Here is a 15,528-nt window from a genome sequence, read left to right as displayed (position 1 = left end):
AGGTTTTTTCCTTTAAATGGTTTCTTCGCCACCTTGAATCGAAAAGCCTATTTCTGATTCAATATTCGCTGACTACTCAACATCACCGGAATATTGCCGTAGTCATTAAACGCTTTGAAAAAATCCTGCATTACAAAGGGTTTATTTTCCAGCTCCATCTGTTTGGCACGTTGCGCCATCAAGCGTTCGATTAAATATTTTCCGACGATATAGCTAGTGCCATAACCAGGTTGACGCAAGTACAAATGCTGCTCAAATTTGATCAAATGTGGTTCGCGCCGCATCCAGTTGCGTGGTGTCCAATCGAGATGAACGCGACTAGCCTCTTCCATATTTTTTTGATTGGCATGCGCATACAGCGAGCCGAGACCGCGGGCAGCTCGTTGCGCTAATAATATCCACACTAACTCACGTGAACGTGGACTGTCATCGTGTAAGCCCATGTGCATGAACATTTCCTCGACCCCGGTCGCCACACCTTCGTTGCGGTTATCCCAGATGTTGTACAGCAAAGGTCCACGTCGGATTAAACTAGTATGTGGCTCATCGCGCATTTGCGCCAGATCGAACCAATGGTACCAATGGCAGTACAAAGCAACCGGGTCGTAATGCAGTGTAATACTAAAGAAATTGCGCTTGTCTTCTGGCACAAAGGATTGCAGGTGCTCGCGCACTGCGGGTTCCATGTTAGCTTTGATTGGCATCACTTGCTTGTCTCTCAAAAAGCGCATGAGCTTGCTGGCGGCACGATCAGCCATCGCTTTATATTCGGCTTCCGTGCTTGCAGCAAGCATAGCTGGCAAATCTTTATTGCGCTGTTCTTCCAGCTTCAGATTCGCCCAAGCGCGGTCTAATTCGCGCTGCAATAAGTCGACTTCTTGTTGCCAGGTCATTGGCACCAAATGGACATTTTGTTGATACCAAGTGTAATTCTCTTTACCTATGCCTGAGGGACCGGTCTTGTTGGGGACCTGTGCGCTCAGCCATTTGATGAAATCGGCATTGGCGGTTTGCGCAGCTGTTAACGCTTGTTTTAGTGCGGGATTAGCATAGCTGGCCAAATCCTTTTCTATATTCTTTAATTCCTCAGCCTGCAGCTCAAAAGTATTGATACCCGCAATCCATAAATCTCGAGCATTGCCGGTGAGATTGCCCTTAGCCTGCTTTAATAAGGGAGGAATGACTGCCAGCTCTTTTGCTAGTTTGAGCTGATCTTCGGCGGACAGTGGAAAACGATATTTCCAAACTTCGACGGTAGCATGATTGGTCGGACCTTCGCGTGCTGGGGTATCGCTCGCTTCGGTATAAATGCTCTGATAAAAAGCTGGATCGCGCACCCAAGGTTGCAAAATGCGTTGATTAAAATCGTAGCCGTTCATTTCGGCTTGAACGATTTGGAAATCGATTTTTTGATCGATAGCCCATTTGCTGTTGTCTAAGGATTTGAGCCGTGCGCGATACTTTTTAAAAGCTTTATAATCTTTGCTACGGCGCGTGGCTGTGTAGTCGGGCGCACCGTCTTTCATCGCTGGGCGTTCGAAGCTACGCCAATCCTTGAATAAGTTGACCAAGCTGGCATAGGCATTCTGATCAACTTTGGCCTCCATCGAGGGGGTCTTCGGTGCATCAATCTTCGCGCTCTTTCCATGCGCCAGATCGACTACTGTGGGCGAAATCATGGAAACCAATAAAGCACTTAGCATGCTATTTCGTATTGTCGCGGTTCTAGAAATCATTTCTCAGCCTTTTGTTTGATCAATACGTTCAGCGGATTTTAACTATCGCATTTAATAGGTCAGCGGTAGATCTCAATATTCTTTATCACAATCGCGATCATCAGATTCAATCCTTGCCTCTTTATTTTATCTTAATCGACTCATTGTGGAGATAAAAAGACACCGATCTCACCGCTACGTTCTGAATCCGCGACATGTACACATAGTCTAGGCTATCGACACATTGACACTTTGTTTTCCTGTTGCCATACAGTCTACTGAAATTTTGCACTAGGAAAATCGCCGGGAAAATTTTCTTTGCCATACCAATTTCGCTGTTTATGTCATAAAAACGTCATTTTTGATATTCAAAATTGCATGGTTTTAGCGTCGCGACTTAGGTCACGACATTTCTGGCATCTCAACAAACCAGCAATCGTAGCTCTTACGTCCGCTGTGCGTCGATATTTTCGCTTCGATAAAAATCTCACTTACCAGGTGAAAGTTGCGGAAGATCATTTTGATTATTTAACTCATTTACTTTCATTTAGAATCGAATTTAAACATGAACAAACTATCTCGCCGTACTTTCCTTACTGGTGCAGCCGCAGGTGCTGCCAGCATTCCCAGTTTTGCAGAAGCCATCACGAGGGCTTTAGCTATTCCGGCAAACAGCAAAACCAATAGCATCAAGGACCTTGAGCACATCGTCATTTTGATGCAAGAAAATCGCTCTTTTGACTCTTACTTTGGAACGCTGGCTGGGGTTCGTGGCTACAACGATCCGCGTGCCATTACGCTACCGGACGGCAAAGCGGTTTGGTATCAACCCAACGGCAGCAGTTATACTTTGCCGTATCATTTTGATGTACGGAATACCAAAGCCTTACGCATAGGTTTAGATCATTCCTGGAAAGGCACTGAGGCTACTTGGAAAGACTGGAACGTCTGGATTGCAAAAAAAACGGTGCGTTGCATGGGCTATTTTAATCGTGGCGACCTGCCATTCTATTATGCATTGGCCGACGCTTTTACTACCTGCGATGCCTATCACTGCTCTGTATTTGGGCCCACCGACCCCAATCGCTTTTACGCCTTAAGTGGACATGCGCCCAACAACATTACTGGTTTGGCAGACAGCGGCTTATACAATGTCACCAACGGAATTTACAACGCGGATATAGCCAACGACAAGCAAACTTCAAAAGGTATTGAGTGGAAGACTTACGCAGAAATTCTGGAAAGCAATGGCGTCAGTTGGAAGGTGTATCAAGAATGGGACAACTACGGCGACAATTATCTGCAATATTTCAAAAATTTCCGTGTCGATGCCAATGGCAAGCAACTCACAGCCAGTTCACCACTCTACCAAAAAGCAAGGGCAATTTCACCAGGGTCAACGCAAAGCAATGCCACTGGTACGACCGGTCAATGGTTGATTGATCAATTTGCCGCCGATGTCAGAAACAATACACTACCAAAAGTATCGTGGATATGTGCACCGACAGAGTATTGCGAACATCCAGAAGCAACGCCGAATGCCGGGGAAAACTTCTCTGCGAGGTTACTATCCGCATTGGTCGATAATCCAGACGTCTGGTCTAAAACTGCCTTGATCCTGACCTATGACGAAAACGATGGTTTCTTCGATCATATGCCCTCCTACGTGCCGCCACTCAATGCCGATCGTGGCAGAACCACCTTAGTGAATGCAACACAAGGCGAACTCCACAACAATGAGTCTATCGGTCTTGGTCCACGCGTTCCGGTCTTAGTAGTATCGCCTTGGAGTAAAGGTGGCAAGGTTTGCTCCGAGTTATTCGACCATACGTCTCTCCTACGCTTCATGGAAGAATGGTTGGTACAAGGCTTGGGCTACGCGCGTAGCAATGTTCAATGCCCCAACATTTCCCCTTGGCGCAGAGCGGTTTGCGGCGATATGACGCGTGCATTCAATTTTGCAGCGACCAACACCGACTGGGTCACTAGCATCCCAAGAACTGCAACTTACTTCAAAGGTTGGGGCAGTGCTGACGCCTTGCCGCCAGCAAACCAGTCCATGGCAAAACAAGAAGCCGTGCTCGGCACCATTCCGCGTGCCGCTTGTCCACTCGCGTATCGCTTAGTCACAGAGGGTCTAGTTCACGCCAGCAACTCACAGTTTGCCCTCAGCTTTGCAAACACAGGCAATATGGCAGCACCCTTTCGTGTTTACTCAAAGCTGCGCAACGATGGCCCATGGCACTACGCGGTAGAAGTTGGCAAGCGCATTGACAACGAAGTTTTTAACTGGTCAGGTAACGAGTACCACCTGGCTGTACACAGCGTTAATGGATATCTCCGTGAATATGCTGGCAGTTTTACTAACAGCTCCCGTGGTGCTGAAGTGAGCTTGGTCGAAGATGCAGTATCACGTGTTGTTCGGATTAACTTTAAAAACAACAGTAAAGCATCTTGTCGCTTTAAACTCATTGATAAAGCCTACGGTGACCGTACGATCTATACTTTCGATACACTTCCTGGCGAAACCAAGACAATGTCAAAGACAATGGATGGTAGTCATGGTTGGTATGATCTGGGTATAAGTATCGAAGGCGACAATACATTTTTACGACGCTATGCAGGACATTTGGAAGGTGCTGGTCTCGATTTTACTGACCCGATCCTAAATGGCATTAATCGTGGACCAACGCCTCCTGATGCTTTGAGTTTTACTTGCCCTGTAAGTCAGATTCGTACTACAGAAGCTGCCACTGTGAGTTGGAAGAATCTTTCAGCGAATGCCAAAAACTGGGTAGGCGTCTATAGAGCAGGCACAAGCCCTGGCCCCACGCCATCGATTAAATGGAACTATGTAACCACAAGCGAGGGCAGCATTAGCTTTAGCGGTCTCGCTGCGGGCACGTATTTCTTAGCTTTGTTCTTAAACGACACTTATCAGGAAGCGGCACCGCGTTTGGCTTTAACGGTAATTTGATAATACGATGAATGTTTGTTCGCTCATGGCTTAATGTTTAGGCGCGACTCATGGGCGAACAAACTGAATTACGGTATCTGGATTGGCTTACCGTCTTTCATCACCAATTTCACTTTACGCACTGCTTTAATATCCATCGAAGGATCACCTTCTACCGCAACCAGATCTGCCACTAAGCCTCTTTTAATACTGCCGATTTTCTCGGCATAACCAAAGGCTTTCGCATTAATTGAGGTAGCGGAGCGCAAGACATCAATTGCGCTCATACCATAATCGACCATCAATTCCATTTCACGGGCGTTGTCACCATGTGCATAGACGCCGACGTCGCCACCCATACAGATGTTGACACCGGATTTTAATGCCAAGGCAAAATTCTGGCGTTTTGCAAGGATACGTGCTGGTTCGGGATCGACTGCTTTTTTCCAACCGCGATACTGTTCTATCGCATCACCAGCCGCCAAAGTCGGACACAAGGCCACGCCTTTTTCTTTCATACGTTTAAATACTTCTTCAGTAGCACTATCGCCATGCTCTATCGTCGACGCTCCCGCATTGATTGCACGTAGCATCCCTTCTGGCGTTGAAGCATGTGCTACCAATTGGCGGTTACCGCTTTTTGCGATGGCTGCCATAACAGCCATCTCTTCAGTAGAAAAAATGGGCGCGGCTTCACCATCTCTGCCAGCACGATAATCAGCGTAAACTTTGATGAGGTCGGCACCTTTGCCGATTTGGGTGCGCACTTCGTGAGCAATTTGTTCCACTCCTGACACTTCTGCAGCCCCCTGAGGCAAATCAAGATCAGGGTTGACACTCTTAGGGCCATAAGCGCCTTTAGCAACTAGAGCCTTGGTAGCAATAATCATGCGTGGCCCGGGGATCACGCCCTTCTCTATCGCTTTCTTCAAGCCGACATCATCATACTCCGCGCCTTCAGTGCCCAAGTCGCGTACGGTGGTGAAGCCCGCTGCTAATGTGGCTTTAGCGTGATTCGCTGCACGAATAACTCGTTCGGCACGACTTTCTTTCAATACTTGATCATCCCAACTGACTTCGTTATAGGGGTGCAAAAGCAAATGCGAATGTCCTTCAATCAAACCAGGCATCAGCGTCATACCTTTTAGCTCAATAACTTTAGTGTCTGCCGCCAGTTTGAAACGCATAGCGCCCGCTTCGACGATTTTATTGTTCTGTACCAGTACCACCCAGTCATTGTGCATTTGCTGTCCATCGAATACGCGATCGGGTTTTAGTAAAATGCTAGTGGGTGTCTGGGCAGGCGAACTCGTACTCAGCAATGTGGCGATCAGTGTGATTGTCAATACAGGAAGCATTTTCTTCATATTATTTTCCGATGTGAGTAAGCTTGAGACAAGCTACGAAGGGCAATCGATCATACCCGTTTGGCACTGGCTTTCCTATGCGAGTGTTGTGTTTGATCGCTCTTTTGTTATTCGCGTCAATCTAGGACGTCCAAAGGGCTTTGAAAGTTCCCGTTATAATGCGCCTTTGCTCTCGCCCATTTCGGATCGCACCGCCCCCCCACCATGAACACCAACAAGTTACAAAAACTCGGTCTATTCGCAATCACTTGGCCTATCTTTATCGAGCAGCTATCACACATCTTGCCTGGCATGATTGATATTTTCATGATTAGCCATTTGGGTGACGCTGCTGCGGCCGGCGTTTCAGTGGCGAATCAGATTGTGGTGTTTTTTATTGTGCTCTTCTCATTTGTGGGCTTGGGTTGCAGCGTGGTGATTACCCATTACTTGGGAGCACAAGACAAAACTGGAGCGGAACGAGTGGCGACGACCGCGGTAGGCGTTAATTTTTGGCTAGGTGCGATCATTAGTGCATTAACCTTTGCCTTTTCTAATCAGATGTTGGGTCTATTGCAGTTGCCGACGGCACTACTTCCGTATGCACAACCCTTCTTGGCGTTGATGGGTGGCACCTTATTCTTAGAAGCATTGAATATCATTTTTGGTTCTGTATTGCGTGCGCATGGGCATACACGTGATGCGATGGGTGTCGCGCTAGGAATGAATCTATTGAATATAGGATTAAATTTTGTCTTAATTTTTGGCCACCTTGGTTTTCCAGAGTTAGGCGTGGTGGGGGCGGCTCTTTCGACCGTTATTAGTCGTGCGCTAGCTTGTCTAGTGTTCATTTGGCTGCTGAAACGACGCTTGCATTTACGTGTGCCGTTCAGCGCGTTTTGGCAATTCTCCAGCGATATCATCAAGAAGATTTTACATATCGGGATTCCTTCTGCGGGAGAGAATCTAAGTTGGTGGACCAGCTTTATGGTGATCACCTATTTCATTGCGCAAATGGGTGAAACCAGCATGGCAACGTTCACCTACGCGATGCAGTTATCCATGATCATGATGATGCTAAGTATCTCGATCGGCATAGGCACTGAAATCATGATTGGGCATTTTATCGGCGCGGGTGAAATTGAGCTGGCTTACCGTCAATTATTGCGCAGCCTGCGAGTTGGTATTGCGGTGACTATCGTAACGACAGGCATCGTCGTGCTGTTTGCGTCAAATTTATTTAGTCTATTCAGTAGCAATCCTGCGATCATTGCCAGCGGTGCTATTTTGCTGCGCGTATCGCTACTATTAGAGCCTGGACGTACTTTCAATCTGGTTGTCATCAACTCTCTGCGAGCCACGGGCGACGCCTACTTCCCGCTTTACGTCGGCATCTTTTCTATGTGGGGAATTGCAGTCAGTCTCGCTGGGTTATTTGGTATTTATTTTGGCTGGGGTCTGGTCGGTGTCTGGTGCGCTTTTGCGATTGATGAATGGGTGCGCGGAATCTTGATGTACCGCCGCTGGAAAAGTCGGGCATGGGAAAAACATGCGCACGCTACACGAGCGGCCTTGCTTAGACCTTAGTTGGGCTATTTAGCTAACTGCTTTTAGACGCTAAAGTATTCCCATGTTGCTCCCAATTCTGTCCATCAAATGCTACGATCTTAACTTGCTTAGCTTGCGTTTTTAAGCATCGTAAATTCACGTCCATACCATCTGGATTCGAACGCGGCACATAAAATGGTTTGATGCCGCAGATCTTACAAAATTTATGTTCGGCAACACCCGTATTGAAACGATAGCTAGTTAAGTTGTCGGCGCCAGACAATAAGCGAAATGCCTTTAGCGGCACGATCAAATGTAAAAATCCCGTCATGCGGCAGATCGAGCAATTGCAATCTTCCACTTCCACGCTCTCGCCCGCCTCAACTTCGAATTGCACTGCGCCGCAATGGCATGCGCCTTGATATATCACGAATATTTCCTCTCTAAATTTCGAACAAATCCCAATTAGATCGCTATTTTAGTGCCTTGAGGCATCCTTATTTCCAGAGCCCAATAGATTCCTGAAAATAGCATTGAAATAGTGTTTGATTTATACAAACAATTGCTACTGTACCAATCATGATAAATTTTTTATCTTTTAAAATCTGCATATTCAAAGTTGAACCATAACTAGTTGAAGCGCGTGTCGCCTACGACGCATTCGAAGTCTTGGATTCAATATCCGATTGCGGCATTTCTTTATCGACTCACTATGACCAAACTGCGCGCCCATACCAGAAAACATCTTAGTTTCTTAAGTACAATTGCTTTGCCATTTGTTCTATTTGCATACTATCCAACTAGTTCATTCGCCCAGTCCACGTCACCGAATTCCACTGAATCGAACGCCCTCCTATCCACAATCAAAGAGGTGCAACCAGCTAATCCGAATACCAGCTTACACTCCAATTTACATCAGGAAGTGAATGCGCTACTCGCCGAAAATAGTCGTATCAATCAAGAGAAAAAGTTCTTATTAGAAAGCGATGCACAAAAGATTTTCTGGACGCAATGTCTGGTCGGACTGATGAGTTTATTTATGCTGATTTCGCTGTTTTCATTTTGGCGTCTTCATGCGAAAGCCGCATTTAATAATGGTTTGGCTGAACTATCTACCGGCTTGCGACAATTTCAGGACTCGATACTCTCGTTTATTGACACTCGCCAATTGGCTCAACATAGCGTGGTTTCATCCTTTCATTCTAGCGTGATGGAACAAGGTCCAGAAACTTTGCAAACTGCGACCATCACCAAAACAAATCTCAATCCCAATACTGAGCAAGAAATGTCTCAGGTAAAGAACTTTGTCGATGCTTGGCTCAATGTTTATACACCTGGCTCATCCGCCCATGATCGCTACGTAGAAACTACAAAAAATCGCCCTAGCTCTCCATTACCTTGGCTCTCAATGATCAAGGGATTTCGTCAAGAAAATGACCAATCAAATTTTGAGTCTATACGTAAAGAAATTAAAAAACTGTTCAATATCAATGTCCCGTCTTGGAACGATCTGAATGACGAAGGTCAAAAACAAATCGCAGATTACCCGCACGTGCTAAACAAAATTTTAGAGCTCTGGCATGGAGATAACATCGCAACCTATTTAGAACGTTTATTGGCCAACTCACGTATCAATGGGCGTCAGGGCTTCGATATTACGCTCTATGAACATTTAGAAAATCTAATGAAATTGGCAAATGATCCAAATCGTCCGCGCGACTTGGACCAACTTAAAAAGCATCCTTTAGCTGCATTCTTATTTGCCAATGCGAACTCGGCTGCAAACGCAAGCGCCAACCAGACTAAACACGCTAAGCCAGCCCAGACAAACCAATCCGCAATCACCAAAAAAACAAATATAAGCGCGGCAAACTCTAGTGACGTCGCAACGCAAGCTTTATCAATTTCTGATACGAGTTCAATACCAGAAAACATTTCAACTGCTTATGTACTTGCTGCAGCACATACTCAAGGCGAGCAAGAAAAATTGGCCAGAACGAGCCAAAAAATCAGCTACCCGCATGACACAGAACTTAAGGAAACCAGTGTTCAGGTTCCGCACGCTAGCGAACCGCAGGAAGAAAAACCAACTCTCCCAGCCTATGAAGTGCGTCTAAAACTCGCCTTGGCCTACATCGATATGGGAGACAGCGAAGGTGCTTGCTTGCTCTTAGAAGATGTCATTAGAGATGCGCCGGAAGATCAAAAGACTTATGCACGCAAGCTCTTAAGTGACTTAGAAGAGAAGATTGCAGCCTATTGATTCAAGTCCACCAAATCGATCAATTCGACCAAGTCAATTCGACCAAGTCAATTCGCTCAAGGCTTGGTCGCGAACTCTCTACTAATCGCATCAAAAAACGCGCGGTCATTTATCACGGCTGCCCCCGTTGGTTTGGTCTGTGCGCCCCACACGACGATGACAATATTTTGACGCGGATTAATATACAGATATTGCCCATGTATACCAATGGCAGAGTAAGCACCATCCGCTAAGGCCTCAGGACTGGTGCCCGGCCACCATAGATAAGCATAAGGTATCAACTTACCATTCGCTAGTTGTTTGGGCGTGGTCGCTTCATAGGTCCAACCCTTAGGCAAGATCTGCTCTGCCCCAGCGTATCCACCGTTTAACATGAATAAGCCGAAACGTCCGTAGTCGCGCAAAGTAGCGCTAAAGCCACTGCCACCAATTTCTACGCCTTTTGCAGAATCTAACCACCAGTAAGCATCAGCTTCCATACCAAATTTTTCCCAAACACGTTCTGATAAATAAGTCGCTAATGACTGCCCAATAGCGTTTCTTAACACTTGTGCGACGACCTGCGTTTCGCCGGTGTTGTAGTTCATGAAGGTGTTAGGTGGATAAGCAGCTGTAAGTTTCTTCATCACCTGCATAGTCGCGCCCGGCACTTGAGATATTTGCGCCTCTAACAAATGCCGGCGATCGGAATTAGGATCCGAGTAAGTTTCATTCCATGCCACGCCAGACGCCATCATTAAGACATCACGCAGGCTGATGCTTTGATAAGCACTCGCTTTCAACTCCGGCACGTAACGACTAACAGCGTCGTTCAAATTCGTGATCTTTTTTTGCTGCAAGGCGGCCCCCACTAAGCTTGAGGTAATCGACTTAGCAATCGACATCGACATCCAACGTGTTTGTGGTGTATTCCCATAGCGGTACTTTTCCAGCTTGATTTTGCCATCTTTCAAAATCAATATTCCCGCGACACGATTTAACTCCAGATACTGTTCCAACTCGATACGTTGACCACGATCGATAAAACTAAATTGCTTCATTGGCTTAGCATCAAGAGGCAGTGCATATGGTTGCTTGGACTTACGCACCAAGGCGCTGGGAAATAGTCGGTCGATATTGCGGAAAGTATTAACCGCTATTTCTGGACTTAAAACGCCATCATAGATTTGCCGCACATTGCCTATGGTCTCCTTGGCGTGCGGATAACTGACTGAGCTCTGCCTTTCGCTAGCTCTAACTAACTTCTCTGCACCAACAGGCATGCTAGTGCATAGCATTGCACAACATAACAGGGTCAATGCGAATGATTTATTTCGAACGCAATGCTTGAAAACAGAAACCGACATAATCTAATTTCCTAAGGAAAAAAACAAAGAAGGCAAGATTTGAGTGTAACAAATCTCGCCTTCTATTTTTTTCTTTTTGATTCATCCGTATCAGTTAAAAATTTTCGGATAAATGGTACGTCAGTTCACGATTTCACTTTGACGCTTTGTCAGCGTTGTTATCAAGCTTAGTCAAACTCAGAGTGATCTCGGCAACTTGATCGCTACGATTGCTCCACATCCAGCAATAGTCTTGCGCAACTTTGGTTTCAAATCTATCTTTCCATTCTGACTTAGGCGCCAATTTCACTGGTAATTTTACTTTTTTCCCCAGATGAAAATGGATATTCGATTCCAAGGCTTGATCACTTTTAAAGTCCCAATCAATGCTCAATTTATTCGGCAACTTACCACAAACTTCTAGTATGCCTCCGGCTTTAATCTGACCTTGATGACGGAACTCGCCCTGCTCATTCCATTTAAGTTCCAATAAACTTGCATGTGCTGAAGATGCCGTGCCCATGATAGTGAGCGCCACCAAACCGACGAAACTATTTCTAATTATTTTTTTCAAAAAAACTCCCTAACTATTTCTTAATAGTTGCACTTGTTCGAGCCAGCGCGAGTGTTAATTTTACATATGGATTTAATGGTGATGCTCATGTCCTTCATCTTTTTTCACTGGCACAGCTTTAACAGGTGCAAATGGTGTAAAGCGTGCTTGTTCAGCAGGTTTGCCCGCCATCGTTACGGTTAATGCACCTTTAAAATTGGCATTCGATGCATACACGCCTTTGCCGGTAAATTGATTCGTCCCGCTTGGCAGCAAAGTAACGGTGGATTTGTTTTTACCTTGGACTATCGTCAAACTCGCAGTGCCACCGGCAGTTACCAAAGCTTTGCTGGCGTGGTCCGTCACATAGACTGTGATCGAATTTTCCTTAGCTTCTTTACTGTCCTTCGCCAACACTAGTTCAAAGTGATACACACCAGCCATACGAGTTTGCCCGCCGTTTGCTGATTTGATCGAATCAAAATAGGCGTTGTCATGCGCATTGACGGTCGTGATTGCGCCAACACTTAAGGCTCCCACACATAACAAGTTGGATGCTATTTTTGCGATTTTCATCGTATTCCCTTTCATAGAGTTTAATCACTAAATTTTTTCAGTACGATCTAAAAACTTTCCTGCTTTTGCCCTTCGGCTTGCAGATCATTTTGCATCTCATCGCGCGCTGTCAATAATTTTTGCAAAGGCTTTTCACCCCACAACCAAAACATCAAGGGCGTCAATATCGTGTCTAATAAAGTAGAACTGATCAGGCCACCAAAAATCACCACAGCAACCGGATGCAAAATTTCTTTACCAGGCGCATCGGCGGACACTAACAAAGGCAACAACGCAAATGCCGCCACCAATGCCGTCATCAACACAGGCGTCAATCGCTCTAATGAGCCACGAATAATCATCGCTTTACCGAATTGCTCACCTTCAAAAATACACAGGTTAATATAGTGACTGATTTTCAAAATACCATTACGCGTGGAAATACCCGCTAGCGTTATAAAGCCGACCAAGGCAGCAACCGACAAGGTCTGTCCCGCGATCCACAGCGCCAGCACGCTACCAACTAACGCCAGAGGAATATTACCCATAATAATCATGGTCAAAGCGATAGAGCGATAACGACTATACAGTACTAAAAACATCAATGCCAATGAAACCAGTGACAGCAGTGCGATCAAATTAGCCGCTTTTTCTTGCGCTTGAAATTGTCCTTCTAGTGCGGTGGAATAACCAACCGGCAATTTATTGGTCGCCAGTTCATCGCGGATATCTTGTATTACCTTGCGCATGTCTCGACCATCCGTATTTGCAGACAATACGATACGTCGACGAGAGTTTTCTCGACTAATTTGATTAGGACCATCACTCTCCTCTATGCGCGCCAGCTGTGACAGAGGAATATGGCCGCGCGGGGTTTCTATCAAAACCTGCTGCAAGGCCTGCATATCACGCCCTTTTTCGGGTAGTCGCAGTAACAGATCAAAACGGCGATTACCTTCTATGACTTGGGTAATCCGTTCACCTTCTATCATCTGTTGCAAGGAGCGCAGCAAAACACCGGGTGCGATCCCGTAACGCGTTGCCTGTTCATAATCGATATGAATTTTAATCTGTGGAATCAAGACTTGCTTCTCAATTTGCAAATCGGTGACGCCTGGAATTTTCATCAAACGCTCGCGCAAATCACCCGCGATATTGCGTAAATTATCCAAATCTTCGCCATACACTTTCAGGGCAATTTGCGCACGAACACCGGATAACAAATGATCCAGTCGATGTGAAATCGGTTGCCCAACATTGCTCGCGGCAGGCAAGATAGATAAGCGTTGACGTATGTCTTGGATAATCGCTTCGCGGCTACGTGTAGACTTCTTGAGGTCAACATCCATCTCGGTGTAATGCACGCCTTCCGCATGCTCATCTAACTCAGCACGCCCTGTACGACGTCCAACCTGTGTTACCTCGGGCACGCTAGCTATCAATTGCTCAGCTAAGCTACCGAGTCGATTCGATTCCCCCAAGGAAGTCCCCGGATTGAGCACCAGACTCACAGTCAATGTACCTTCGTTAAATGCAGGCAAAAAAGCTCGTGAAAAAAATGGTACCGCCGTTGCAGCGATTAGTACCGCAATCACAGCCCCACCCAATAAGCTACGCGCATGTTCAAATGACCAATTCAGCAACTGTGTATCCCATTGTTTCAATCGTTTGACCAAACGGCTATCGCCATGTCCTAATTGCTTCATTTTCGGTAGTAGGAAATAACATAAGACAGGTGTCACCGTCATCGCTACCACCATACTCGCCAATATTGACACCACATAGGCGATACCTAAAGGTGTAAATAAACTGCCCTCAATTCCCGGCAGCGCAAACAAGGGCACAAACACCAAGACCACAATCAAAGTCGCATACACGATACCGCTACGCACCTCACTCGATGCGTTGGCGATGACTTGTAATACAGGCAGTGGTTGCGCCAAGACGCTGTTTTCTTTCAGACGTCGTAACACATTTTCTACATCGACAACGGCATCATCGACCAATTCACCAATCGCGATCGCTAAGCCACCCAAGGTCATCGTATTAATGGATAAGCCGAGGTAACGGAACACCAACACCGTCGCCAGCAAAGATAAAGGTATCGCCACCAAAGAAATTATCGTGGTACGTACATTCAGCAAAAATAGAAACAACAATATCGCCACCATGATGGCGCCATCACGCAAAGCGTCGTTAACATTGTCCAGAGAGTTTTTAATGAAGTCAGCTTGACGGAATAGAAACTGCGGTTGTGCTACACCCGCTGGCAAGTTCTTACTCAACTCAGCGATCGCACGTTCGACTTCCCGTGTGAGTTTGACACTATCAGCTGTGGGTTGTTTTTGCACCGATAAGATGACAGCAGGCGTACCTTGATAGCCACCGTCTCCACGTTTAAAGGCAGGCGCTAATTTGACGTCTGCTACCTGCTTTAAAAGTATCGCTTGATTTTGCTTCATCGCGACCACGATGTTTTGTATATCTTCGATGCGACTCGTACGTCCGATCTGACGAATCAAATACTCACGGCCATTCGCTTCCAAAAATCCACCGCTAGTATTCGCACCAAAATCTTTCAGCGCAGCTTCTACTTTTTCACGCTCTATCGCTAAGGCCTGTAATTGCGAAGGTTTAATCTCGACTCGATATTGGCGCACTTCACCACCGATAGGCGTCACTTGCGCCACGCCAGGAATGTTGAGCAAACGCGGACGCATGACCCAATCGGCATATTCGCGGGCTTGCATAGAAGTGCTTTGCGTTTGTGGATCGCTTGTGCCGCTATCAACCGAACTAATGGGCAAAGCAATCAATAAAATCTCGCCCATAATCGAGGAGATCGGTCCCATCTGCGGTGTGACCCCAGCTGGCAATTGCTCACGCACCAAACTCAGGCGCTCTGCGATTTGCTGGCGATTGCGATAAATATCAGTACCCCAATCAAATTCCACATACACGATGGACAAACCTATACCCGACACCGAACGCACCCGAGTCACACCCGACATACCGTTCATCGCAGATTCGATAGGAAAACTAACAAGCTGCTCAACTTCCTCCGGCGCCATACCGCCGGTTTCCGTCATCAAAGTCACGGTGGGTTTGTTCAAATCGGGAAACACATCAACCGGCATCTGGCGTATGCTCATTAGGCCGTAAACAACCAATAATAAGGATGCCGCCAGAACGATCAAACGCTGCCGCAAACTAGTGTGAATAATCCATTGAAACATGCAGAAATTTTTCCTTGAGCTGAGATGATTT

General features: G+C 46.2%; 10 protein-coding genes. 3 read left to right on the top strand and 7 right to left on the bottom strand.

Features of this window, described 5'->3' with window-relative positions; translation table 11 throughout:
- Positions 1-47: 47 nt before the first annotated feature.
- A complete protein-coding gene (locus ACO0KZ_RS07985; RefSeq protein WP_422994496.1) occupies positions 48-1,736 on the bottom strand; it encodes a hypothetical protein in 1,689 nt (562 codons plus the stop codon).
- Positions 1,737-2,280: 544 nt separating this feature from the next.
- Here ACO0KZ_RS07985 and ACO0KZ_RS07980 point away from each other — a divergent pair.
- Positions 2,281-4,692: a phosphocholine-specific phospholipase C gene (locus tag ACO0KZ_RS07980; RefSeq protein WP_422994494.1), complete on the top strand. Its 2,412-nt coding sequence runs from the start codon at positions 2,281-2,283 to the stop codon at positions 4,690-4,692.
- A gap of 68 nt (positions 4,693-4,760) precedes the next feature.
- Here ACO0KZ_RS07980 and ACO0KZ_RS07975 read toward each other — a convergent pair whose 3' ends face one another.
- Positions 4,761-6,038 (bottom strand): amidohydrolase family protein, encoded by a 1,278-nt coding sequence (locus ACO0KZ_RS07975; RefSeq protein WP_422994492.1) that lies wholly within the window; start codon positions 6,036-6,038, stop codon positions 4,761-4,763.
- A gap of 204 nt (positions 6,039-6,242) precedes the next feature.
- Here ACO0KZ_RS07975 and ACO0KZ_RS07970 point away from each other — a divergent pair, with 204 nt between their 5' ends.
- The gene (locus tag ACO0KZ_RS07970) at positions 6,243-7,604 is read left to right on the top strand and encodes an MATE family efflux transporter (RefSeq protein WP_422994490.1); all 1,362 of its coding nucleotides are present in this window, start codon (positions 6,243-6,245) and stop codon (positions 7,602-7,604) included.
- 13 nt (positions 7,605-7,617) lie between these two features.
- Here the strand turns inward: ACO0KZ_RS07970 and ACO0KZ_RS07965 are convergent, their stop codons facing one another.
- Positions 7,618-7,995, bottom strand: a complete 378-nt coding sequence (locus tag ACO0KZ_RS07965) for a GFA family protein (protein ID WP_422994488.1) — start codon at positions 7,993-7,995, stop codon at positions 7,618-7,620.
- A gap of 282 nt (positions 7,996-8,277) precedes the next feature.
- Between ACO0KZ_RS07965 and ACO0KZ_RS07960 the strand changes: the two genes are divergently transcribed.
- The gene (locus tag ACO0KZ_RS07960) at positions 8,278-9,828 is read left to right on the top strand and encodes a FimV/HubP family polar landmark protein (protein ID WP_422994486.1); all 1,551 of its coding nucleotides are present in this window, start codon (positions 8,278-8,280) and stop codon (positions 9,826-9,828) included.
- A gap of 56 nt (positions 9,829-9,884) precedes the next feature.
- On the opposite strand, the gene ACO0KZ_RS07955 is transcribed toward ACO0KZ_RS07960, so the two are convergent.
- The 4 genes from ACO0KZ_RS07955 to ACO0KZ_RS07940 all read right to left on the bottom strand — a co-directional run bounded on the left by ACO0KZ_RS07955 (position 9,885) and on the right by ACO0KZ_RS07940 (position 15,497).
- Positions 9,885-11,174, bottom strand: coding sequence for a serine hydrolase domain-containing protein (locus tag ACO0KZ_RS07955; RefSeq protein WP_422994484.1), 1,290 nt, complete (start codon positions 11,172-11,174; stop codon positions 9,885-9,887).
- Positions 11,175-11,307: 133 nt separating this feature from the next.
- Complete coding sequence (locus ACO0KZ_RS07950) at positions 11,308-11,727, bottom strand: hypothetical protein (RefSeq protein ID WP_422994482.1); 420 nt, start codon at positions 11,725-11,727, stop codon at positions 11,308-11,310.
- 72 nt (positions 11,728-11,799) lie between these two features.
- Positions 11,800-12,282 carry a hypothetical protein gene (locus ACO0KZ_RS07945; RefSeq protein WP_422994480.1) on the bottom strand — a complete coding sequence of 161 codons (483 nt, stop codon included), beginning with the start codon at positions 12,280-12,282 and terminating at the stop codon, positions 11,800-11,802.
- A gap of 47 nt (positions 12,283-12,329) precedes the next feature.
- Positions 12,330-15,497 (bottom strand): efflux RND transporter permease subunit, encoded by a 3,168-nt coding sequence (locus tag ACO0KZ_RS07940; protein ID WP_422994478.1) that lies wholly within the window; start codon positions 15,495-15,497, stop codon positions 12,330-12,332.
- Between the last annotated feature and the right edge of the window lie 31 nt (positions 15,498-15,528).

The sequence above is a fragment of the Undibacterium sp. Di24W genome (assembly GCF_049340325.1).
In the GTDB taxonomy this organism is placed as follows: Bacteria; Pseudomonadota; Gammaproteobacteria; order Burkholderiales; family Burkholderiaceae_D; genus Undibacterium.
The sequence above is the reverse complement of the archived record's forward strand: the minus strand, read 5'-3'. Positions and strand labels throughout refer to the sequence as shown.

What these genes read in the sequence shown, in the direction of transcription:
- ACO0KZ_RS07985 (WP_422994496.1), bottom strand. Translation starts at nt 1,736, where the DNA reads ATGATTTCTAGAACCGCGACAATACGAAATAGCATGCTAAGTGCTTTA.
- ACO0KZ_RS07980 (WP_422994494.1), top strand. Translation starts at nt 2,281, where the DNA reads ATGAACAAACTATCTCGCCGTACTTTCCTTACTGGTGCAGCCGCAGGT.
- ACO0KZ_RS07975 (WP_422994492.1), bottom strand. Translation starts at nt 6,038, where the DNA reads ATGAAGAAAATGCTTCCTGTATTGACAATCACACTGATCGCCACATTG.
- ACO0KZ_RS07970 (WP_422994490.1), top strand. Translation starts at nt 6,243, where the DNA reads ATGAACACCAACAAGTTACAAAAACTCGGTCTATTCGCAATCACTTGG.
- ACO0KZ_RS07960 (WP_422994486.1), top strand. Translation starts at nt 8,278, where the DNA reads ATGACCAAACTGCGCGCCCATACCAGAAAACATCTTAGTTTCTTAAGT.
- ACO0KZ_RS07955 (WP_422994484.1), bottom strand. Translation starts at nt 11,174, where the DNA reads ATGTCGGTTTCTGTTTTCAAGCATTGCGTTCGAAATAAATCATTCGCA.
- ACO0KZ_RS07945 (WP_422994480.1), bottom strand. Translation starts at nt 12,282, where the DNA reads ATGAAAATCGCAAAAATAGCATCCAACTTGTTATGTGTGGGAGCCTTA.
- ACO0KZ_RS07940 (WP_422994478.1), bottom strand. Translation starts at nt 15,497, where the DNA reads ATGTTTCAATGGATTATTCACACTAGTTTGCGGCAGCGTTTGATCGTT.